This is a genomic window from Dactylosporangium sp. CA-139066, assembly GCF_050936175.1.
Classification (GTDB): Bacteria; Actinomycetota; Actinomycetes; order Mycobacteriales; family Micromonosporaceae; genus Dactylosporangium.
Map to the genome: position 1 here is coordinate 4,844,995 of NZ_JBNJNH010000001.1, position 22,790 is coordinate 4,867,784.

General features: G+C 73.0%; 15 protein-coding genes. 10 read left to right on the plus strand and 5 right to left on the minus strand.

The genetic code is table 11. The annotated features are described in order from the left end of the window. The first annotated feature begins 286 nt into the window (after positions 1-286). Positions 287-3,631 (plus strand): hypothetical protein, encoded by a 3,345-nt coding sequence (locus ACQEVU_RS22125; RefSeq protein ID WP_433326416.1) that lies wholly within the window; start codon positions 287-289, stop codon positions 3,629-3,631. 77 nt (positions 3,632-3,708) lie between these two features. Here ACQEVU_RS22125 and ACQEVU_RS22130 read toward each other — a convergent pair whose 3' ends face one another. Together ACQEVU_RS22130 and ACQEVU_RS22135 are read right to left on the minus strand one after the other, a co-directional pair. Then, positions 3,709-5,577, minus strand: coding sequence for a putative Ig domain-containing protein (locus tag ACQEVU_RS22130; RefSeq protein WP_433326418.1), 1,869 nt, complete (start codon positions 5,575-5,577; stop codon positions 3,709-3,711). A 233-nt stretch (positions 5,578-5,810) separates the two neighbouring features. Continuing rightward, entirely contained in the window at positions 5,811-6,098 is a 288-nt protein-coding gene (locus ACQEVU_RS22135) for a hypothetical protein (RefSeq protein ID WP_433326420.1), read from the minus strand. 476 nt (positions 6,099-6,574) lie between these two features. On the opposite strand from ACQEVU_RS22135, the gene ACQEVU_RS22140 reads away from it, so the two are divergent. Then, a complete protein-coding gene (locus ACQEVU_RS22140; RefSeq protein ID WP_433326421.1) occupies positions 6,575-7,342 on the plus strand; it encodes a permease in 768 nt (255 codons plus the stop codon). Between the two features lie 202 nt (positions 7,343-7,544). Here ACQEVU_RS22140 and ACQEVU_RS22145 read toward each other — a convergent pair whose 3' ends face one another. Next, positions 7,545-8,489: a sensor histidine kinase gene (locus ACQEVU_RS22145; RefSeq protein ID WP_433326423.1), complete on the minus strand. Its 945-nt coding sequence runs from the start codon at positions 8,487-8,489 to the stop codon at positions 7,545-7,547. A gap of 254 nt (positions 8,490-8,743) precedes the next feature. Between ACQEVU_RS22145 and ACQEVU_RS22150 the strand changes: the two genes are divergently transcribed. Continuing rightward, positions 8,744-11,899 carry an ATP-binding protein gene (locus tag ACQEVU_RS22150; RefSeq protein WP_433326425.1) on the plus strand — a complete coding sequence of 1,052 codons (3,156 nt, stop codon included), beginning with the start codon at positions 8,744-8,746 and terminating at the stop codon, positions 11,897-11,899. On the opposite strand, the gene ACQEVU_RS22155 is transcribed toward ACQEVU_RS22150, so the two are convergent. Then, complete coding sequence (locus ACQEVU_RS22155) at positions 11,871-12,632, minus strand: PIG-L deacetylase family protein (RefSeq protein WP_433326427.1); 762 nt, start codon at positions 12,630-12,632, stop codon at positions 11,871-11,873. The genes ACQEVU_RS22150 and ACQEVU_RS22155 overlap by 29 nt on opposite strands. A 141-nt stretch (positions 12,633-12,773) precedes the next feature. Between ACQEVU_RS22155 and ACQEVU_RS22160 the strand changes: the two genes are divergently transcribed. Both ACQEVU_RS22160 and ACQEVU_RS22165 read left to right on the plus strand, forming a co-directional pair. Further along, on the plus strand, positions 12,774-13,322 hold the full coding sequence (locus ACQEVU_RS22160; protein WP_433326429.1) for a hypothetical protein: 549 nt from the start codon (positions 12,774-12,776) through the stop codon (positions 13,320-13,322). A 56-nt stretch (positions 13,323-13,378) separates the two neighbouring features. Further along, positions 13,379-13,921, plus strand: coding sequence for a DUF3455 domain-containing protein (locus tag ACQEVU_RS22165; RefSeq protein ID WP_433326431.1), 543 nt, complete (start codon positions 13,379-13,381; stop codon positions 13,919-13,921). A gap of 175 nt (positions 13,922-14,096) precedes the next feature. Here ACQEVU_RS22165 and ACQEVU_RS22170 read toward each other — a convergent pair whose 3' ends face one another. Further along, positions 14,097-14,663, minus strand: a complete 567-nt coding sequence (locus ACQEVU_RS22170) for a hypothetical protein (protein ID WP_433326433.1) — start codon at positions 14,661-14,663, stop codon at positions 14,097-14,099. 380 nt (positions 14,664-15,043) lie between these two features. On the opposite strand from ACQEVU_RS22170, the gene ACQEVU_RS22175 reads away from it, so the two are divergent. From ACQEVU_RS22175 to ACQEVU_RS22195, 5 genes are all read left to right on the plus strand, one after another. After that, positions 15,044-16,429, plus strand: coding sequence for a glycosyl hydrolase (locus tag ACQEVU_RS22175; RefSeq protein WP_433326435.1), 1,386 nt, complete (start codon positions 15,044-15,046; stop codon positions 16,427-16,429). An 18-nt stretch (positions 16,430-16,447) separates the two neighbouring features. Then, positions 16,448-17,875: a glycosyl hydrolase gene (locus ACQEVU_RS22180; RefSeq protein WP_433326437.1), complete on the plus strand. Its 1,428-nt coding sequence runs from the start codon at positions 16,448-16,450 to the stop codon at positions 17,873-17,875. A 59-nt stretch (positions 17,876-17,934) separates the two neighbouring features. Continuing rightward, complete coding sequence (locus tag ACQEVU_RS22185; RefSeq protein ID WP_433326439.1) at positions 17,935-18,975, plus strand: LacI family DNA-binding transcriptional regulator; 1,041 nt, start codon at positions 17,935-17,937, stop codon at positions 18,973-18,975. Between the two features lie 198 nt (positions 18,976-19,173). After that, complete coding sequence (locus ACQEVU_RS22190; protein ID WP_433326441.1) at positions 19,174-19,713, plus strand: DUF3995 domain-containing protein; 540 nt, start codon at positions 19,174-19,176, stop codon at positions 19,711-19,713. 53 nt (positions 19,714-19,766) lie between these two features. Further along, a complete protein-coding gene (locus ACQEVU_RS22195; protein WP_433326443.1) occupies positions 19,767-22,784 on the plus strand; it encodes a lectin in 3,018 nt (1,005 codons plus the stop codon). The last annotated feature ends 6 nt before the right edge of the window (positions 22,785-22,790 follow it).

A 22,790-nucleotide genomic window follows, 5' to 3' on the forward strand; every position in this document is an offset into this window, starting at 1 on the left:
AACGGGAACCGGTGCCGGTCGCCGCGGACAGTGTCGGCGCCGGACAGGCCGGCTAACGGCAGGTCGAGCGCGGCGGCGAAGCCGTCCAGCTGCTCATCCGCGGATGGCGCCGGAAACGACAACCACTGCCATCATGGCGGGAGGCGATCGCCTGCTGGGAGCGGGCGCTGCGCACGAAGCATTGTGAATATGCGCAAGAGTCTACGTTTCGGCGGACCCTTGTGCGGCGGGCGGCATTGATGACAATGGTTCTCATAACTACTAGGGCCATCTCAGGGACCCCCCAGTGACCGCGACGGTCACGGGCGCCCCGCCGATCCCGCCGGACGAGCTCAAAGACGCGCTCTACGAGCTGTACGCCGCGGCGGGCTGCCCGCCGCTCAGCGCGATCGTCGACGACCTTCGGGAGTCGGCCGCCGGCCTTGGGCTGTCCCGCGTGCCGTCCCGGGTCACCGTTGGCGCCATGTTCAACCACGCGGCGGGGCTGCCGACCCGCGAGTACGCGGTGGCGGTCGCGGTCGTGCTGGCGCGTCGCGCGGGCCGTGCCGCCGGGCCGGCTGCGGCGCACCTGGGCGGGCTCTGGACGCGGGCGCATGCCTGGACCCGCCCGCACGACCGCGAACCGCCGGAGCGGCCGGCGGCCGGCTGTGATCCGTTCGTCTTCGGCGTCCACCGGCCCGTGGGCGAGCAGCCGGTGCTGCCTGCGTACGTCCCGCGTGCCCACGACGCCCGCGTGGCCCAGGTCTTCGGGGCGGCGGCCGGCGGCACGAGCGGGTGCCTGCTGCTGGTCGGCGAGCCGGGTTCCGGCCGGGCGAGGTCCTTTTGGGAGGCGGTGCGGCGGTTGCCGGACCGGTGGCGGCTCTGGCAGCCGCCCGCCGACGCCACGCCGGGTGACGTTGCCGCAGGCGTGGCGCGCGCCCGGCCGCATACCGTTGTGTGGCTGCCGGACGTGCACGACCACCTTCGACCGATGGACGCCCATGACACGTCCGCAGAGGTCGCCGCAGCGGTACGTCGCCTGCTCGATGACCCTGGCCGCGCCCCGGTGCTCGTGCTCGCGACGATCTGGCCCGAGCCGTGGGCCGGTCTGGCCGCGGCTCCTGCACCCGCGCACGAGGCGACGGCGTGGCTGCGGGCGAACGCGCTGACCGTGCCGGACGGCGCCGGCACGCGGACCTTGAGCGGCATACCGGAACTGTTGCGCTGCTACCGCGAGGCCCCGCCGGCCGCCCGGGCCGTCGTTCACGCCGCGATGGACGCCCGGCGATTCGGGTTGCCGCGAGAGCTGCCGGGCGCGTTCCTCGCCTACGCCGCTGCGGGCTATCTCCCGGTCCACCCGCACCCGCCGGCCAGCGCCGCGCAGGTGCGTCCGTGGGCCGAGGAGTACGCCGCGGCACTGGAGCACGTCACGGCGCCGGCGCCTGGCCGGCCGCCCATGCTCACGCCGGTGCCGGTGAGCGGCGGCCACGTCACGGTGCCCGACGCATCCGCCTACCGTCTCGCACCGTGCCTCGACCACGCGGCCCGGCTGGAGCGTGCGGACGCGTTCCCGCCGCCGCGGTTCTGGGAGGCGCTCACCCGGACCGTGACGGACCCTGCCGTGCTGCTGGCCGCCGGGCTGCAGGCCCAGCTGCGCGGGCGGCTGAGCCGAGCCGGCCAGGCGTACGACCATGCCGCCCGCCGGGGCGACACGCACGCGATGACCGCCCTGGCGCTGTTGCGGGAGTCGACGCACGACCGGCGGGGTGCGCACCGGCTCGCGCTGCACGCCGCCGACCTTGGCGACACCGCGGCGCTGCGCCGGCTCGCGGTCGCCCGCGATGACATGCGCGCCGCGGCCGAGGCCGACGCGCTGGCTCGCGACGCCGCGGCGCGCGGCGACCTCGGGCCGCTCATGCTGCTCGCTGAGCGGCACGCCGGGTCGGCCCGTGGCGAGGCGCTGTACCGCACGGCCGCCGGGTACGGCGACGTGGCCGCGTCGGCGAGGGTCGCCATGATCAGGCTCGACGACGGCGACGTGGAGGGTGCGGAGCCGTTCGCGCTGCGCGCCGCCGAGGCCGGCGACACCGGCGCCCTGCAGCGGCTGGCCCGGGCCCGGCGGGCAGCCGGAGACCTGGGCGGCGCCGAGCGCCTCGCGCTGAGCGCCGCCGAACTCGGGTTCGCCTACGACCGCCGCGACCTGGCCCAGCAGCGCCGCCGCTTCAGCGTGCAGCAGGTCGCCCAGGCCTTGGCGCGGCGCTGCGCGGGAACGGCGGACGACAGCGAGGCACGCCGGCTGAACCGGCTGCTCCGTGCCAACGCCTCGATGGCGATGGCGATGGCGGTGCAGATCGCCGCCCGCCGCCACACCGGGGCGCTTCGCGAGCTCGTCGTCTACTGGCACGGGCACGGCGACCCGCGCCACGCCCTGCGGCTGGCCAACATCTGCGCCGCGCGCGGCGACCCGGTTGGGCTGGGCATGCTGGCGGCGGAGATGGCCCGCGCCGGCGACATGCAGCCCGCCGCCGCGCTCGCCCGGCGTGCCGCGGCCCGCGGCGACACGACCGCGATGCGGCGGCTCGCCCGCCGGCACGAGCAACGGGGCGAGCACGCCCAGGCCGTCGCGGTACTGCACGAAGCGGCCGCCGCCGGAAATGCGGAGGCGATGTGCGGCCTGGCGCGGCATCACGAGCGGGCCGGCAAGATCGACGAGGCCGCGGCGATGTATCTGCGCGCCGCCGCCCACGGCGTGGTCCACGCGCTGTGCAGCGTCGCCCTGCTGCACGACTCGACCGGCGCCACGCACGACGCCGGCGAACTTGCCGCGAAGGCCGCCGAGGAGGGCGACACCAGCGCACTGCGGGAGCTGGCGCAGCGCCGGCTGGCGGCCGGGGACTACGAGGCCGCCGCGGACCTGCTGCAGCGGGCGGCCCGGCACGGCGACGAGCTGGCTGGCCGGGACCTCGCCCGGATCTGGCACCGTCACCACGGCGGCCGAGCCCTGACCGCGCTCGCCGCCCGGGCCGCGGAGACAGGCTGCACGGCACCGCTGCGGTACCTGGCCGAGCTGTGCGAGCAGGCCGGGGACCAGGCGAGCGCCGACGCGCTGTACTGGACGGCGCACGAGCACGGCGACCCGGCGGTGCTGCTCAACCTGCCGCACATGCGGCAGGAGGACCACGGCGACCCTGCGCTCGCCACCGCCCTGGCGCTCGAGGCCGCGGACCGCGGACGCGTCGGCGCTGTCACCGACCTGGCGCTGCTGCGCGCGGCGTGTGGCGATCTCGACGGCGCCGAGGCCCTGAACCTGGCCGCGATGCACCGCGGGCAGCTCGTGGATCTGCATGAGATCGTGCGGCTGCGGCTCGCCGACGGGCGCCCGCCGCCGCACCACGTGGCGGAGCTGTACCACCGGGCGGCCGAACGCCACGTGGGCGGCGCACTGCTCGTCCTGGCCCGCCTGGGGCTCGCGGCCGGCGACCCCGGCGGTGCCCCCGCGCTGTGCCTCGCCGCCGCGAACCGCGCCGTTGCGGGCGCAGCACCCGAGCTGGCCCGGGTGCTGCGCGCGCTCGGCGACACGACGTCCGCGGCCTTGGTCGAGCAGTACGGCCTGTCCGACGACGGTTCGCCCGCCTCCGCGTTCCTGTGGTGACCGGGGGTCCGCAAGCTGCCCGGCGGTGACCGGCGTCCGGGACGGTTGCGGCTCGGACGCCGGTCGGTGGTGCGGTGTCAGCTCACCGTCAGCGCCGTGTCGTCCACGACGAACGACGTCTGCAGCGAGGCGTCCTCGGTGCCGCTGAAGGAGATCGTGACGGTCTGGCCGGCGAAGCCGGCGACGTTGAAGGACCTCAGGATGTACCCGGAGGCCGCGTTGAGGTTCGAGTACGTCGCCTCGGTGGTCGAGCCCACCTTCACCGTCAGCTTGTCGTAGGCGGTTGACGTCGTGGTCTCCGCCGTGTCGATGTGCAGGTAGAAGCTGAAGGTGTACGACGTGCAGCCCGCCGGGATGCTGACCGATTGGGTCAGCGTGTCGGTGTGCGTGCTGCCGTAGCCATCAAGCCACGCCTTCCACGAACCCGAGTGGGCCGGCTCGCCCGACGAGCTGTCGATCACACCGGACGTCGCGCTCCACGGCGCCGCCGTACCGGTCTCGAAGCCGGGGTTGCCCAGTTTCTGCCCGGGACTCGTGCAGCCACCCCCGCCCGACGGGTTGATCGTCCAGGTGAACGACGTGCTGCCGCTCTGCCCGCCACTGGTTGCGGTCGCCGCCACGTTGTAGGTGCCCGCCGTGGTCGGCGTACCGCTGATCACGCCGGTCGACGTGTTGATCGACAGCCCGGGCGGCAGGCCGGTGGCGCTCCAGGTGTAGCTGCCGGTGCCACCGGACGCGGTCAGCGTCAGGCTGGTCGCCGTGCCCACCGTCCCGGTCCGGTTACCGGGGTTGGTCACCGTCACGCCGCCGCTGCCGCCGCCGACGATCGCGTGCGTCATCTGGCAGCCGTTGATGTCGTTGGACCAGGTGGTCTGCATGGCGAACGTGCCGGTCGAGAATGTGAAGTTCGCCGATGCGCCCGTACCGGTGCTGACCCACGCGCATTTGTCGGCGTTCTCGTAGCCGGTGGTGTCGGTCCAGCCGCCGGCCGGGTTCTGGTCGGTGATCGTCTCCGCGTATTCGTGCCCCTCGACGATAGTGACCCCGTCGAGGGTGCCGGCGCTGCCGGAGTTGACGAAGTTCTGGCCACAGCCGGAGCCGGCGTCGGTCACGTAGGGCATGTTGGTGAACGCGACGTCGCCGACCGTCGAGGTGACCGCGCCGCCGGTCAGGGTGGTGTCACCGTTCCAGTCGTGCCAGGCGCAGAAGCCGCCGCTGGGCGTGTTGAACCCGTCCGGCGTGGTGCCGTGCGGCGACACGATGACGTACTGGGCATTGCGGTTGGCCGCCGCGGTGGTGTTGCCGAAGTGTGCGGCGGCGGCGACCGCCACGACGCCGAGCTGATGCCCGTTCGCCGAGGACGGCGAGGCGGCGCCGGTGTCCGCCCAGACGCCGGCCAGTGCCCCGCCGGTGGGGTATCCGACGTGCGCCGCGCTCGCCGGGCAGCTCGTCGCGCCGCTGGCGACGCCCTCGCAGTACTGGGTCATCACGCCGGAGTACAGCTCGTTGTTCGTGCCGATGCCCTTGAACAGCTGCTGCAGGCGCGGCGCCATGCCGACACTGTCGCCGGAGAAGGTGGTGTTGCCGTTGGCGTCGGTGCCGGTGCTGCCCCACTGGGAGCCGTAGAACACCAGGTACACCTTGGGCGCGCCGGTGGTGACACCGATGCCGTCGACGCCACCACCGTAGTGCAGGGGGCCGGAGCCGACCGCCGGGATCGCGGCGGCATCGGGGTGCGCGGCCTGGTAGGAGCGCATCTGGTCGTTGACGGGGCGGGTGGGCAATGCGCCGTGCCGGTACGGGTGCCCGTACGCCGGGGCGTACGGGTTCGCGGACGCCGCCTGGGCTGGTGTGGACAGCGCGACGGTGCCGATCGCCAAGGTGAGCGCCGACAGCGACGCCAGGCCGATTCGGGCTGCCCAGCGGGGTGACTCGCGACGTGGCATGGTGGTCCCTTCTGCGGATCTCGCAACGGGAATGGGGTCGTCCGGCGCGCGCGGGACGCAGCGCGCCGGGCCCTGGACACCGGATATGACGCCAGGTGAGGCCGAACCCTAGGGACGGGCCGATCGCGGGTCAATGCATGGAAATTCATCAATCAAGCCGCAGGGTGTGGGAGAGGGTGGCGGCGCGCAGAACCCTCTCCGTCACCCTGTACGCGGCGCCCGCAGGGCGACGGTTACCGCACGATGACAATGACCACCATCAGGTGCGCCGCGTCGCAGGCGACCGCGGCGATGCATGGCGACCGGAATGCACTGAGCCGTGCCTCCCCGGGCGCGGCGCCGGCGAAGAAACCCGCGGTGACGCCGATCGGTAAGGCGCCCTTCCCGCTCGGCGCGACCTGTAGCGCGGTGCCGGCCAGCCCCACGGGCGACCACCGATCCTCGGCGGTGCCGTGCAGGTACACCTCGACGGCCCCGGAAACCGACAAGCATCGACGCGAGCCGTTGTCCGCCTCGGTCAACACCAGCCGGGTCGTGCCCGGGTCGCCGGTGCAGCCGTCCGGGCCCGCCGAGCCGCCGCCCCCGCCAGCAGATTCGGATGAGGTGCTCACGGGTGGGCCTGAAGACGCGGCCGTCCTCGAGGCGCTGGCGCATCCGGCCAGCACGGCCGCCGCGACGACGGACACAACAGTGACGATCCGTTTCGAACGCATCATGAAGGTTGGATGTGTCGCCCGAGGACCCGGTTCCGGCTCGATCCGGGCAGTCGTAGCGGAGACCGGTCGGTAGCGCCCGGCCGGCACACGAAGATCAAAGCCCGGCAAGCTGACCCCAGTGGTGTGTCGCGCGGCGACCCCGGGTACACGCTGCGCAACATCGATCGGCGGGGCAGGGAGGTGATCCCGGCGTTGCGAGCCGCCCAAATGCAGATATAGCAATGCGTTTACGAATGCACTCGACCTGTGACCGCGTCGGCCGGAGGCGTACCCCGTGCCCGATGCAGGACACCCAACCGCCCGTCGGCGTGATCGAGGCGCCGGTGCCGCCGGACGGCGGTGCCGGTACGCACCGGCCGCGCCGCTCGTGGGCGCTCGAGATCCTGGCCGTGGCGCTGGTCGCGGCCATCGGGGCCCGCACCTGGATCGGCGGCGCGTTCACCTCGCCGCGGGCCCAGGAATGGGTGACCGTCTTCGTCGCGATCGTCGTGCAGGCGATGCCGTTCGTGGTGCTGGGCACGCTGCTGTCCGCGGCGATCGCCACCCTGGTGTCGGTGCGGTTCTTCGCCCGGGCGCTGCCGTCCCGCCCGGTGCTCGCGGTGCCGGTCGCCGGGATGGCGGGCCTGGCGCTGCCCGGCTGCGAATGCGCGTCGGTGCCGGTGGCGGGCGCGCTCATGCGCCGCGGCGTCACCCCGGCCGCGGCCCTGGCGTTCCTGCTCGCCGCACCCGCGATCAACCCGGTCGTGCTGGCCGCGACCGCGGTCGCGTTCCCAGGCCGCCCGATGATGGTGGCCGCCCGGCTGGTGGCGAGCCTGGCCACCAGCCTGGCGATGGGCTGGCTGCGGCTGGGCCGCGACGACTGGCTGCGCACGCCGCGGCGGGCCCCCGTCACCGGAAGCGTGGAGGGCGTGGAGGTCGGTGCGGGTCTCCAGCAGCTGGGACCACAGCACCGCGCGGCCCTGCTCGAGCAGCTCGAGGGTCCGGTCGGGTTGGTTGGTGGCGATGGCGCAGTCGGCCGCGTCGGTGGCGAGTCCGCCCCAGTCGGCTAGGAGCTGCTCACGGCTCGGTCGGCTCACCCCGCGCCAGACCACCAGCGGTACCAACCCGACCGCCGTGGCACCGCCCGCGCCGCCGGGACCGGATCGATGTGGGCGACCGTCAACGGCGCGGCGCAGACGGTCGACCGGACGAGATTCACCGGCCGGGACGTCTTTCCCGAAGTACTTCATGGCCGGCGACCGTTGACGGCGTTCACCCGGGGAGTGGTCGCCCGTCGGCCGGCAGCGTGACCAGCAGCGGCGTTCTGCCGGGCGGCGGGCCGGCCAGCCGTAGGTGTCCGCCGAGTGCCTCGACCCGGTCGACGAGGCCGACGAGTCGCGAGTCGAGGGCCGCGTCATCGCCGCCGGTGCCGTGGGCGTGGATCGACAGCGCGAGCATTTCGCGTGTGGTCGCGGTGGCGGGGTTGACGTCGACGTCGACCGTGACGGCGGAGGCTTGTGCATGTTCGGCCACGAGGGTGAGCGCCTCCGACACGACGTGGTAGGCGGCCGTCTCGACGCTGCTGCAGAACCGGCGTTCGCAACGAACGTCGACGGTGACCGGTACGGGGCTGCGGCGGGCGAGCGCCTTGAGCGCCGACGACAGGCCGCCCTGCGTGAGGATGGCCGGGTGCAGGCGGCGGGAGATCTCCTGCAGGTCCTCGTAGGCACGCGTCAAGCCGTCGATGGTCCGTCCGATCCGCGGCTTGAGCTCGCTGCGGTCGTCACCCACCAGCGCTTCCAGGGTGCGCAGTTCGAGGCCGAGCGAGACGAGGCGTTGCTGGACGCTGTCATGCAGGTCGCGTTCGAACCCGCGGCGCGCTTCGTCGGCGGCGAGGACGATGCGGGCCCGCGACGCATTGAGCTGCGTGCGGCTCTCGGCGTCGATGACGGCGGCGAACTGCAGCAGCTGCGCCGCGTCGGCATCGAGCAGCGCGGCCGTCGCCGAGGCGACCACGGCCATCGCCTCATCCGCCGGCACGCAGCGGGCGATGAGGACCGCCAACTGCTGGATGGCGTCCTGATCGGTGGCGGGCCGCTTCCCGGGTTGGAGTTCGTCGACCAGACGCGGGATGACCGAGGCGGGCGCCGGCGTACCGCCGTTGTGCAGTCCGTCGTTCGTCGCGGCGGTGGCGTTCGCCTGCTCTACCTGGTTCATGTGGCACCCCGGGGGACTTCGGAAACAGTGGTCCGGTCGAACGTAGCCCGAAAACGACGCGCAATTCGACGCAACGGCCGTTAGGTTGAGGATTGCGGCACAACCACCCGGATACCTCACCCCGGCTGTGCGGCGATCCGGCAGGCAGGCCGCGGGAGGGCGGCCCTCGTAGGTTCGGCGCCGTGCGAGATGGAGGCGGTGCCGGGGACCGATAGTTGACAGGCGGTCACGGCCGGGTGCGCCACCATGAGCCGGTGACTGTCGACATCAGCGTTCTCGGGCGGTTCGACGTGTGCCTCGACGGACACAGCGTGCCCGCGGAGGCGTGGCGCCGCCGTCAGGCGGCGGCGCTGGTCAAGGTGCTCGCGCTCGCGCCGCGCCGGCAGCTGCACCGCGAGCAGGTCATGGACGTGCTGTGGCCCGGGGTGCCGGTGCACGAGGTGGCACCCCGGCTGCACAAGGCGGCCCACTACGCCCGCCGCGTGCTCGGCCCGGACAGTCTCGTGCTGCGCGACGACACGGTGGCACTCTTCCCGCAACGACCGGTCCGGATCGACGCCGCGATCTTCCAGGACCTGGCGGCCAGTGCGCTGGACGCCGGTGGGGAGGCGTCCGCCGCGCAGGCCGCGGACGCCTACGGCGGCCCCCTGCTGCCCGAGGATCGGTACGAGGCCTGGGCCGGCGACACCCGGGACCGGCTGGAGCAGCTGCACCTGCGGATGCTGCGGCAGGCCGGGCGCTTCGAGCGGCTCGTGGAGCTCGACCCCGCCGACGCCGACGCGCATGCGCAGCTCATGCGCCGCCTCGCCGCCCGGGGCGACCGTCGCGGCGCGCTGCGCCAGTTTGAGCGGATGGAGCGGGCGCTGCACCGGGAGCTCGGGGTCGGCCCGAGCGACGAGGCCGTCGCCCTGCGTGACTCGCTGCTGGCCGCAGAGGCCGACCGGTCCGGCCGGGCGGGAACGACACGCCCGCACCCCACGTGGGTCGGCCGCGGCGCCCAGACCGGCACATTGCTGCGGACGCTGGGCGAGGCGGCCGAGGGCCGCGGCCGGACCGTGTTCGTGGGCGGCGCCGCCGGCACGGGCAAGTCGACGCTCCTTGCGTGGCTGCGGCACCAGGCGGGCGGCCGGGGCTGGCGGACCGGGCACGGGGTCGCGTCCGCCATCGAAGGCGCCTGGCCGTACGCGCCGGTCCTGGAGGCCGTCGCCGATCTCTGCCGTCGCCACCCCACCCTGCTCGACGGCCTCGACGACCGTTGCCGCGGCGATCTGGACCGGGCGCTGGCCGGCGGTTCGCTGGAATGGACCGGGCAGACGGCGCACCAGCGGCTCTTCGTGGCGACGGCGGAGCTGGTCCGGCTCGCGGCGGCCGATCAGGGACTGCTGCTGAGCGTGGACGGCGGGCACGAGGCCGACGAGGCCAGCCTGCGGCTGCTGCACTACCTCGCGCGCAGCTGCGTGACCGAGCGCGTCGTACTCGTGCTCGCGCACCGGCGTCAGCCGGTCACCGACACGTTCGAGCAGGTCCGCGCCAGCCTGATCGGCCGCGCCGCCGCCGTCGACGTGTCACTGGGCCCGCTGGACCGCGACGAGACCGCCGTGCTGGTCGCCGCGTGCCGCCCCGGCCTGCCGCCGGACGCCGCCGAGCGCATCTTCAAGATCTCCGGGGGCCTGCCGTTCGCCGTTGTCGAGCTCAGTCGTACCGCCGGGACCACGCCCATCGAGCAGCAGCGCCCCGGCGATGCCGTCCTGGCCACGCTTGGTCCGGCCGCCCGCGTCGCCCTGCAGCACGTCGCGACCGCGGGTGCCACGTTCGACACGGACGAGTTCGTCGCCCTGTCCGGCCTGCCGGAGCCGGAGGCGTTCGACTGTCTCGACGCCGCGCTGGCGGCGCTCGTCGTCGAGCGGACCCTGTCGGGCTACCGGTTCCGCCACCCGCTGATCCGGGAGGCCCTGCTCGCCGAGCTGCCGCCGCACCGGCAGCGGGCGCTGCACCGCACGTGTGCGCAACGCCTCATCGCGCTCGAGGCGTCGCCCACGCGGATCGGGCACCACCTCCTGGCGGCCGGCGAGCCGCGCACGGCCGTCCCGTACGTGCTCGCCGCGGCCGAGACGACCGCCGCCGTCGGCGCCTACCGCGATGCGCTGTCGCTCGTGGACTCCGTCCGGTCGGCCGCCGGCGGCGACGACGTGGCGCGGGCCCTCGCCTTGCGTGCCGACCTGCTCGGCGCGATGGGCGATCCCGGGGCCCTGCCGGCCTACCGCCAGGCCATCAACCGTGCGGGCCCGCACGAGCGGCGGCGGCTGCGCGCCCGGATGGCCTGGATCGCGCTGCACGCCGGGGAGTTCGACACCGCCGCGGCCGCGCTGGACGGGCTGCAGCCGGACGGCGGCCCGCACGACGGCGCCATCCTGCTCGCCCGCGGCGGTCTCGCCTATTTCACCGGCGACCTCGATGCGGCCCTGGCGGCGGCGGACGAGGCCGGCCGGTCCGTCGACGGGAACTCGGGCTGGGAGCGGCTGGAGATGATCTCCCTGAAGGGCCTGATCTCGCACAACCGGGGGAGGTGGAGCCGGCTGCTGTGGACCGAGCTCCACCGCACCCGCAACGATCCCGGGCTGGCCACGGTCGTGTTCGACTCGCACCTGTGCGTGGCCGAGTACTTCCTGTACGGCGCCACCCCGTACGCCAAGGTGATCGAGATGGCCAACGGGCTGCGGGAGACGGCCGAACGCGCCGGCGCGCTGCGCGCGGTGGCCTTCGCCGGTGCGCTGGTCGGCGAGGCGGCACTGCTCGCGGGCGACCTCGCGCTGGCATCGCGCGAGTTGTCCGACGCGGCGGACCTGCACCGCGAGCTCGCGGCCCCCGCCGGCGAGGCGCACTGCCTGCAACGGCTCGCCGAGGTGGAGCTCGCCCGCGGCGACCGGGCCGCCGCCAACCGCCTGCTGCGCCGGGCGCTGCCGCTCGGGCGCTGGTCGCAGCTGTCGATGCACGTGTTGTACCGCGTGTACGGCACGATGATCCGTGCCGCCGAGGATCCGGAGGCGGCCCGCGCGGTCGTCGACGCCGGTGAGGCCACCCTCGACGAGCACGAGCGCTGCTCGTTCTGCCCGGTGACGTTCGCGGTGCCGGCCGCCATCGCGTGCGCCGGCGTCGGCGACGTGGCGGAGGCGCGGCGCCACCTGGGGCAGGCCGAGCGGTCGGCCGCACTGTGGGAGGGCACCGCCTGGGAGGCGGCCCTCGTCGAGGTGCGCGCCCACATCGCCGGCGCCGAGGGGCGACCGGCCGAGGCGCAGCGGCTGCTCGACCGGGCCGCCGAGATGTTCGAGGCGTCGGCACAGCCCCTCGACGCCGCGCGGTGCCGGGCGACGAACCCGGCCCTCATCGCCGGCTTGCGCCGGGCGTGGTGAAGTACTCGATCGCCCACCAGTCCCGGTAGACGTCCTCCCCGACCAGCTCGATGAGGTTCCCGGTCTGCGAGCGGTGACTGCGCAGCGCCTCGTACTTCCGGGTCAGCATCGGGCCCTCGCACCGCACCACGTGCGCCAGCTCGCCTCCCGGCGTGCGGGGCGCGGCGGCCGGATCCGGCCAGAGGCCGGCGGTGTCGTTGACGGCGCCCCAGCGGGCGTGGAACTCGGGGGTGAGCGTTGCGTACCACAGCCGCGCCACGCGCCCGGTCCGGTGCCAGGCGTCGGTGACCCAGGCGGACACGGCCCGGTGGTCCGGGTGGCCGGTCATGCCATCGGGGCCGAACGTGACCACGATGTCGGGCCGGACCCGATCGAGCAGCTCGGCGACCTGGCCGGCGCCCGCCCGCGGATCGACGCGGTCGAGCGTGCCGTCGACGTGGCCGAGCCAGTGGTGCTCCTCGACGCCGACCGCGGCCAGGCTCTCGGCGAGCTCCCGCTCGCGCAGCCCGGCCAGGCGGGCCGGCGGCCACGCGCCCGGGTCGGCGGTGCCGTGCTCGCCGCGCGTGGCCGTGGCCACGACCACGCGATGCCCGGCCGCGCGGGCGGTCGCCATGAGCCCGGCGGACAGGTACGCCTCGTCGTCGGGGTGCGCCCACACGCCCAGCAGCGTGCCCAGTCGCTCGGCGGGAAGGGCGGCGGCCGTCGCCGGCGGGGACGTCTCGTGTGTCTGCATGGCCTCACCGTGCCCGAGACGCCTTCCCCGGCCCTTCCCCGCGGCCGGTGGGACCGCGTTTGCCGGCTGCGCCGGGGAAGGCGCGGGGAAGGCTCGTCGTGGTCAATGGTCTCGCCTACCACAACGAAAGGAAGAGAGATCATGGTGAGTTTCATGCGGTCGGCGGCCCGTAACGCCGCGCGGATCGGGGTGACGGCCGCCGGCCTGGCGCTGGCGCTCGGCGTGGCTGTGGGCTTGGACGCCGCGCCGGCACAGGCCAAGACCATGCACGCCACGCTCGACATCGACCGGAATCCGCGGCCCGGCGGCACGTACCTGGTCAGCATGGACGTGTGGATCCCGATGAACGAGTTCGACTCGTACGGGTACTACAACAACGGCGCCCGCATCTCGGCCCGGTTCTTCGCCGACGACCCGCTCTTCGACGCCCTGCTGGCGCCCTTCGCCAACGGCACGGCGTCGGCCAAGACCTGGCAGGCGCACGACCCCGGGTACACGGCGGAGCCGGACGGCATCCATCTGCGGTACCAGTTCCTGGCGCCGGGCCGTGAGCTCGACGAGGACCCGAGCGACTGGCTCGGGAACAACTACCGCGACGAGATCTACTTCACGGCGGTGTGGACCGACGGCGACGGCGTCAGCTCCCAGGTCCAGTCCAACGTCGCGACGGGGTACTTCTGCTGCGGCTGACCCTGCCGCACCGGATCCCGGCCCGGATCAGACCACATCGAAAGGCAGACCAGGACATGCATTCCTCACGGCTCGTCCGGCCCTTCCTCGCCGTCGCGGCCATCGCCACGGCAGCCCTCGGGCCGACCGCCGCCTCGGCCGGACCCGCCGGCCGCGAACCCGCGGTGCCCGCCGCCATCCGGCCGCCGGCCGGCTCGGTCAAGGTGGCGACCTACCGGGTCACCACCGGCTTCCAGATCTACCGATGCGTCGGCGGCGCCTGGGGCCTCAAGGGGCCGGCGGCCATGCTGCGCCACGGCGAGGCCGCCTCCCGGGCCATCTACCACTCCGCCGGACCTACGTGGCAGTCGATGACCGACGGGTCGGCCGTCACCGCGGTCAAGAAGGCGGAGTCGCCCGTGCCCGGCGCGATCCCGCAGCTGCTGCTGGAGGTCACCGGTCACGCCGGCACGATTGGCGGCGAGCTGTCGAGGGTCAGCTACATCCAGCGGCTGCACACCCGGCGCGGCCTCGCCCCCGCCGGCCCGTGTGCGGACGGGGCCGAACAGCCGGTGGCGTATGACGCCGAGTACGTGCTGTACGAAGCCGCTCAGCCCTGATCCGCATGGTCACGAACGTCGATTGCGGAACGGCCGCACCTGCGGGGCTTCGTCGAGTGCCCGGCCGTCGAGCACGCCCGATGGATCGGCATGCTCGACGTAGGCGGCGATGCGGCCCCGCAACGCGGCGACTCCTCCAGCATGAGGTTGCGTGTCTCGCGGATCGTCCGGGTCGTCACGCAGCCAGCTGGTCGCGCAGCAGGGCCGTGAGGCGGTCGGGGGTCGTGTCGCCCTTCTCGGCGTACAGGACCAGGGTCGGGTAGGCGGGGTCCGCGGGCTTGTCGAGGGCGATCACCGCGACCGCCTCCGTGTAGTTGTGGCAGGAGTTCGTGCACTCGTAGTAGGGCTGGCTGAAGACCGTCGCCTCGCCCAGGGCGGTCCGCACTTCGGTGGTGCTGCGCTGGGCGGGGATGTCGGCCTTGGTGCGGTACACCCCGTGCCGCCCGTTGCCCGGCTGAGCGTTGTCGCCGGGGGAGCAGGTGCTCGCGTAGGCCGCGAGCCGCACGTGGCCGGCGGCGCCGAGGTCGACGCGGGCGTCGAGGCCCGGGCAGCCGGCCGACGGCGCCGGGCGGGTCGTGATGCTCTGGCCGGCGTTGAGCCGGACGTGGAAGGCGACCGGCCCGGTGACCGCCGCCGTGGTCGGCGAGGCGACCGGCTCCGGGGTGACGAGACCGTCGGCCCCGGGCCTGCACCCGCCGACCACCAGCGCGACCGCCGGGATCAGGAGAAGTCCGCGTTTCATGCCCACTGAGATGGGCGGGTGGCCCGCGCCGTTCCCCGGTGTCGCGTTCGCGACGCCGGAGTCCCGCGCCCTGTCCACTGTGGGCAACTGGCGGTCACGATCGGCACCTGGACCGGGTGGATGTGGTCGACGAGCCCGGCGGCGATGAAGTCGCGAACGCCTGTGCATATGCCATCTCCTCGATACCGGGCTTGACAAGTGCCGTACCGAACCGAGTAAGTTGCAGAGACGTTCAGCCCGGACCTGGTCGATGTCAATGTCTCACGTCGTCTAGCTCGGCCTTGGTGCGCCGCCACGCATCGGCCCCGATCAGTGCCGCCCGCCAGCGACTTCAACGTTCCAGGCCGGCGCCCTCCGCCACCCGAGGAAGGCTTCCCCCAGTGAGAGCAAGACTCATCGCGGCCGCCGTGGCCGCCACCCTCGGCGGCCTCGCCGCCTTTCCCACGCCGGCCTCGGCCTTCGGCGCGTCGACGCCGTCGGCCGTGGTCGGCTACCTGCGCACGATCAGCGGCAACCACGTCATCAGCGGCGTGCACAACAAGGAGCCGCTGAGCTCCCCGTCGGCGTACACCGCGCAGGCCCACACCATCACCGGCAAGTGGCCGGGCCTGTGGGGCGGCGAGCTCGGCTTCCGGGCCGACGACATCGCCAACCGCCAGACGATGATCAACCAGGCCAAGACGGAGTGGGCCAACGGCTCGCTGGTCGCCCTGACCTGGCACATGTGCCGCCCCGACGTGTCCACGTGCGAGTTCGACGGCGGCGTCAACGGCAGCTCACTGTCGGCGACGGAGTGGACGCAGCTCATCACCAGCGGCACCGCGATGAACAACGCGTACAAGGCCAAGCTCGACACCGCCGTGCCGTACCTGCAGCAGCTCAAGGACGCCGGCGTGCCGGTGCTGTTCCGGCCCCTGCACGAGATGAGCGAGGGCTGGGCCTGGTGGGGCGGGCGCTCGGGGTCGAGCGGCAGCGCCCGGCTGTACCAGATCACGCACGACTACCTGCTGTCCAAGGGCCTGACCAACCTCATCTGGGTCTGGAACGTCAAGGACAACGGCAGCTCGAGCTCGGTGGCGTCGTTCTACCCCGGCGACGCGTACGTCGACGTCGTCACCCTCGACCCCTGGGTGCACGGCTTCCCGCCGTCGGACTGGTACTCCGCCATCGTCAACGTCTCGCACGGCAAGCCGATCGCCCTGGCCGAGGTCGGCAACATCCCGTCGGCGGCGCAGCTGTCCTCGCAGCCGCTGTGGGCGTACTTCATGATCTGGTCGGAGTACCTGACCTCGTGCAACTGCAACTCGGCCATCCAGGCGACCTTCAACAACTCCCGCACCCTGAGCCAGGGGCAGTTCACCATTTCCGGCGGCGGCTCGTCGAGGACGGGCGCCATCACCGGCATCGGCGGCAAGTGCGTCGACGTCGCCGGTTCCAGCAGCGCCAACGGTACGGCCGTGCAGCTCTACGACTGCAACGGCACCGGGGCGCAGTCGTGGACCGTCGGCACCGACGGCACGATCCGGGCCCTCGGCAAGTGCCTCGACGTGACCGGCCAGGGCACCGCCAACGGCACCAAGCTGCAGATCTGGGACTGCAACGGCTCCGGCGCCCAGCAGTGGGTCGCGGAGGCGGACGGGCACCTGCGCAACCCGCAGTCCGGCCGCTACCTCGACGACCCGGCCGGCTCGACCGCCAACGGCACCCGGCTGCAGATCTGGGACGCCAACGCCAACGCCTGGCAGCTCTGGCACCTGCCCGCCTGACCCCGAGAAGGACAGTCCATGAAACGACGCCTGACACTGCTCGCGGTCGCCGTCACGGGCATCGCGTTCGCCGTCGCCCAGAGCCCGGCGGCCGCGGCCCCGCCGGCGCCGGCCGGGGTCACCCGCGCCGACGTCATCAACTACCTGAAGGGCCTGACCGGCCGCAACACGCTCTCCGGCCAGCAGGGCGGGGCGAACAACAACCCCGGCCAGTGGATCCAGACCGTGCACGACATCACCGGGCAGTACCCCGGCCTGTGGGGCGGGGACTTCGGCTTCAGCCAGAACGACATCGACAACCGCCAGACCGTCATCAACCAGGCCAAGACCGAGTGGAACAACGGCACGCTGGGCTCCCTGACGATGCACGCCTGCCGCCCCGACGTGGCCACCTGCAACTTCGAGGGCGGCTCGAACCCGGTCAAGGGCAGCCGGCTGTCCGCGGCCGAGTGGGGCCAGATCGTGCAGGACGGCACCTCCCTCAACACCGCGTACAAGCGCAAGCTCGACCAGTTCGTGCCGTACTTCCAGCAGCTCAAGGACGCCGGCATCCCCATCATGTTCCGGCCGCTGCACGAGATGAACGAGGGCTGGGCCTGGTGGGGCGGGCAGGCCGGGCCGAACGGCAGCGCCCGGCTGTACCAGATCACCCACGACTACCTCGAGTCCAAGGGCCTCAGCAACATCATCTGGGTGTGGGCGCTCAAGGACGTGGCCGGCGGCGCCGCGCAGGCGTCCAGCTACTACCCCGGCGACGCCTACGTCGACGTCGTCGCGCTGGACGTGTGGGTCGACAAGTTCCCGTCCACCGACTGGTACAACGCGCTGGGCGGCATCGCCGGCACGAAGAAGCCGATGGCGCTGGCCGAGGTCGGCGCCGTGCCGCAGCCGAGCCAGATGGCGTCGCAGCCGAAGTGGGTGTACTGGAGCGTGTGGCTGGACTGGCTCACCATGCGCGACTACAACCCCACCGACGACTACATCCGGGCCGGCTACAACGACCCCCGCACCCTGAGCCAGGGCGAGGTCCACATCACGACCGGGGGCACCGGCGGCGGCTCCAGGACGGGCGCCATCACCGGCATCGGCGGCAAATGCGTGGACGTCGCCGGTTCCAGCAGCGCCAACGGTACGGCCGTGCAGCTCTACGACTGCAACGGCACCGCGGCCCAGCAGTGGACCGTGGGGACCGACGGCACGATCCGGGCGCTCGGTAAGTGCCTGGACGTGACCGGTCAGGGCACCGCGAACGGCACGAAGCTGCAGATCTGGGACTGCAACGGCTCGGGCGCCCAGCAGTGGGTCGCCCAGGCCGACGGTCACCTGCGCAACCCGCAGTCCGGCCGCTACCTCGACGACCCCGGCGGCAGCACCGCCAACGGGACGCGGCTGCAGATCTGGGACGCCAACGCCAACGCCTGGCAGCTCTGGCACCTGCCGAGCTGACGTCCTGCCGGGCCGGGGTCGCGCGTGGCGGCCCCGGCCCGCATGCCAGGATCGCTCGCATGGAGGGGGCGCGGCGGGTGACGATCAGGGACGTCGCGAAGCGGGCCGGCGTGTCGACCGCGGCCGTCACGCTCGCCGTGCACGACAAGCCCGGCATCTCCGCCGCCACCCGCGCCCGCATCCTGCAGGCCGCCGCCGACCTCGGCTGGAGCCCCAACCAGGCGGCCCGATCGCTGTCCAGCCAGGCCCTGCACACCGTCGGCCTGGCCATCGCCCGCCCGGCCCGGATGCTCGGCCTCGAGCCGTTCTACATGGAGTTCATCTCCGGCATCGAGAGCGTCCTCGGCCGACACGGCTGCTCGCTGCTGCTGCGCCTGATCGAGCCGGCCGGCCCGGACGCGCTGGAGGAGATCGCCGTGCACCGCGAGTGGTGGCGGGGCAACCGGGTCAACGGCAGCATCCTCGTCGACCTGCGCGTCGAGGACCCGCGGGTCCCCGCCCTCGCGGCGATCGGCCTGCCCGCCGTCGCCGTCGGGCACCCGTCCCTGGCCGGGCCGTTCACCGCCGTGTGGACCGACGACGCGGCCGCGATCACCGAGGCGGTGCGGTACCTCGCCGCGCTCGGCCACCGCCGCATCGCCCGCGTCAGCGGCCCTGCCGACCTCGGCCACAGTGCCATCCGCACGACCGCGTTCGCCGCCGCGTGCGCCGAGCTCGGGGTGCGCGCCCAGACCGTGGTCGCCGACTTCTCCGCCGACCAGGGCGGCCGCGCCTGCCGCACGCTGCTGTCGTCCCCGGACCGCCCGACGGCGATCGTCTTCGACAACGACCTCATGGCCGTGACCGCGCTGGGCGTCGCCGCCGAGTTCGGGCTCGAGGTGCCGCGCGAGCTCTCCCTGCTGGCCTGGGACGACTCCCAGCTGTGCCAGCTGACCCGCCCCACCCTGTCGGCGATGCGCCACGACATCCACTCGTTCGGCGCCGACGTCACCGAGACGCTGTTCGAGGTCATGCGCCGCGGCGACCCGCGCTCGCACGCCGCCGAGGCCCCGGTCCTGGTCCCGCGCGCCTCGACCGCCCCGCCGCCGCGGGATCAGTAGGGGCGGCGCCCGCTCCCGCCGCCACCGGGCACAGGCACAGCAGGGCGCAGCCGAACAGCGTGCCGAGGTCGTACGCCGAGGAGCGTGCATCCCGGGCCTGGCGCCGCGGCGGTCCGGCAGGGCGCGGCGGCCGCGCGGCTGAGACATCTAACAGCGTCGCTCAGTTCGCTCTCAGGCCCGATCGCCCACCCTGAGAGCGTGACCACACGGGGATTGCGCAACCTGGACAACATCGTGTTCGGCTGGGTCGCGGTGTTCGCGGCCTTCCACGTCTACTGGGAGCTCGGCGGGCACTTCGGCTTCGGCGACGCGCCGACCACGGTGCCGACGGTCGACAGCGCCGGCGCGTGGGTCTTCACCGGCTTCCTGGCCGTCGCGTTCATCATCGGCGCGGCGGTGCCGCTGGCGCTGTACCAGCCGTGGGGCGCCCGGCTGCGCGGCCGCGCCCTCATCGCCTGCTGCTGGATCGGCGGCGCCCTGCTGACCCTGCGCGGCGCCGCGGGCCTGCTCGACACCCTGGTGCGCGCGTCAGGCCTGTCGCAGCGGGGCATCACCGGCCTGACGTACGAGCAGGAGATGGGCGTCGCCCACCCGAACGCCTACACCCTGTGGTCCAGCAGCGCCATCGACCTCTACTTCCTGGCCGGCGGCCTGCTGTACTGCGCCCTCGCCGTCGCCCACCGCCACATTGTTTCGCGAAGAGTCAACAAAACCGAACGCCTGGCAAGCCGGATCTAGGATCAGTTCTGTCAAATATTGACATGTAATTATTGAGAGACTTCCATGTATCCATGTCTTCCGCCAGAGTCAGGGTTGCGGGGCTTGCGCTCGCGACCATTGCGACGGTCACCACGCCGGTCCTGCTGTTCGGGGCCGGCCCGGCGGCCGCGGCGCCCGTTGCGGACCCCGCCGCGATCGTCAATCCCCGCCTCGGCACCAGCCACGGCGGCAACACGTTCCCGGGCGCCGACGCGCCCTTCGGCATGGTGCAGTGGAGCCCGGACACGCCCTCGCGCGCCCAGGGCGGCGGCTACGCCTACGGCGACACCGCGATCACCGGCTTCAGCCTGACCCACCTGTCGGGGCCGGGCTGCGACGCCACGGGCGACGTGCCGATCCTGCCCACCGTCGGGGCCGTGGCCAGCACCGCCAGCGTCTCGTACTCGCACAGCAACGAAACGGCCAGCGCCGGGGCGTACACCGTGACGCTCGGCAACAACGTCAAGACCGAGCTCACCGCCACCACCCGCTCCGGCATGGCCCGGTTCACATTCCCGGCGACCGGGCAGGCCAACCTGCTGTTCAAGCTCACGAGCGCGATGACCGGCACCAGCAACCCGTCGTTCACCGCGGTGGGCAACACCGAGGTGAGCGGGTCGGTGACCGCCGGCGGCTTCTGCGGCTCGGCGTACCACTACACGCTCTACTACGACGTCGTGTTCGACCGCGCGTTCTCCTCCAGCGGCTTCAGCAACGGGCTCGGGTCGGTCACCTTCGACGCCTCGAGCAACCAGGTCGTGCAGGCCAAGGTGGGCATCTCCTTCGTCTCGACCGCGAACGCCGCGGGCAACCGCGCGGCCGAGAACTCCGGCTGGGACTTCGCCGGCACGCGCACCGCCACCCACAACGCGTGGAACACCCTGCTGAACAAGATCCAGGTCAGCGGCGGGACGACCGACTCGCAGGTGGTGTTCTACACGTCGCTCTACCACGCCCTGCTGCACCCGAACGTGGTCAGCGACAGCAACGGGCAGTACCGCGGCTTCGACAACGCGGTGCACACCGTGACCGCCGGGCACCAGGCGCAGTACGGCAACTACTCCGGCTGGGACATCTACCGCGCCCAGGCGCAGCTGTCCGCGCTGGTGGCGCCGCAGCAGATGAGCGACAGCGCCCAGTCGATGGTGAACGACTACGCCCAGGGCGGCACGCTGCCGAAGTGGTCGTTCTACAACGGCGAGACCTACGTGATGGTCGGCGACCCGGCCGACGGCATCATCGCCGGGTACTACGCCTTCGGCGCGCGCAGCTTCGACACCGCGGCGGCGAAGAACGCGATGGTGCAGCAGGCGACCGTCGCCAACGGTGCGCGGCCGGGGCTGAACTACCTGGCCGGGATGGGCTACCTGCCCTCCGACGGCTCGTACGGCTGCTGCAACTTCTACGGGCCGGTCTCGACGCTGCTGGAGTACAACACCGCGGACTTCGCCGTCGGCGCCTTCGCCGGGGCGCTGGGCGACACGACCACCCGCGACCAGTTCTACAACCGCGCGCAGGACTGGCGCAACATGCTCAACACCGCCAGCGGCTTCATGCAGCCGAAGCTCACCAGCGGGGCGTGGAAGGACGGCTTCAACCCCGCCTCCGGGGACGACTTCGTCGAGGGCACCTCGTGGCAGTACACCGGCATGGTCCCCTTCAACGTCCGCGGCCTGGCCGACGCCAAGGGCGGCAACGCGGCCATGGTGTCCTATCTGGACAACGTCCTGGCCGCGTTCAACGGCTCCGGCGGCACGCACGCCGACCTCGGCAACGAGCCGTCGATCGAGCTGCCGTGGGAGTACGACTACGTCGGGCAGCCGTGGAAGACCCAGGCCGTCGTGCGGCAGGTGCAGAACCAGCTGTGGCCGAACAACCCGGCCGGCTGGGGCGTCGGCAACGACGACCTCGGCACCATGAGCGCCTGGTACGTGTGGTCGGCGCTCGGCATGTTCCCGCAGACGCCGGGCACCTCGGACCTGGCGCTGGGCAGCCCGGTGTTCACCCAGGCGATCGTGCACCTCGGCGGCGGCGGGACCATCACGATCAACGCGCCGGCGGCGGCGAACAACGCGCCGTACGTGCAGAGCCTGAACCTCAACGGCGCGGCGTGGAACAACGCCTACCTGCCGGCGTCGTTCGCGCTCAACGGCGGGACGCTCGACTTCGTCCTCGGTACCGCGGCCAACACCTCGTGGGCGACCGCGGCGTCGTCGGCGCCGCCGTCGTACAACGGCAACGGCGGCAGCCAGCCGCCCACCAACCCGGGCGGGGCCACCGGCCCGATCGCCTCGGCGATCGCCGGCAAGTGCGTCGACGTCGACCACTCCGGCACCGCAGACGGCACCAAGGTGCAGCTGTGGACGTGCAACGGCTCGCTGGCCCAGGCGTGGACGCCGGTGAACGGCACGCTGCAGGCCTTCGGCAAGTGCCTGGACGTGTCCAACAGCGGCACCGCGAACGGCACGAAGGTGCAGCTGTGGACGTGCAACGCATCCGGCGCGCAGCAGTGGGCGTACGACTCGGGCACCGGCGCGCTGCGCAACCCGCAGTCGAACCGCTGCCTCGACGACCCCGGCTCCAGCACCACGGACGGCACGCAGTTGCAGATCTACGACTGCAACGGCACCAACGCCCAGCACTGGACGGTGCCACACGCCCCGACCGGGCAGATCACCTCGGCGATCGCCGGCAAGTGCGCCGACGTCAACGGCGCCGCGACGGGCAACGGCACGAAGATCCAGATCTGGTCGTGCAACACCTCGGCCGCGCAGGTGTGGACGCTGCCCGGCGACGGCACGATCCGCGCGCTGGGCAAGTGCATGGACGTGTCCAACAGCGGCACCGCCAACGGCACGCTCGTGCAGCTGTGGGACTGCAACAGCAGCGGGGCCCAGCAGTGGCAGTACGTGGCGGGCACCGGCGCGCTGCGCAACCCGCAGTCGGGCCGCTGCCTCGACGTGCCGAACTCCAGCACCACGGACGGCACGCAGCTGCAGATCTACGACTGCAACGGCACCAACGCCCAGCACTGGAACCTGCCCGCCTGACGGCCG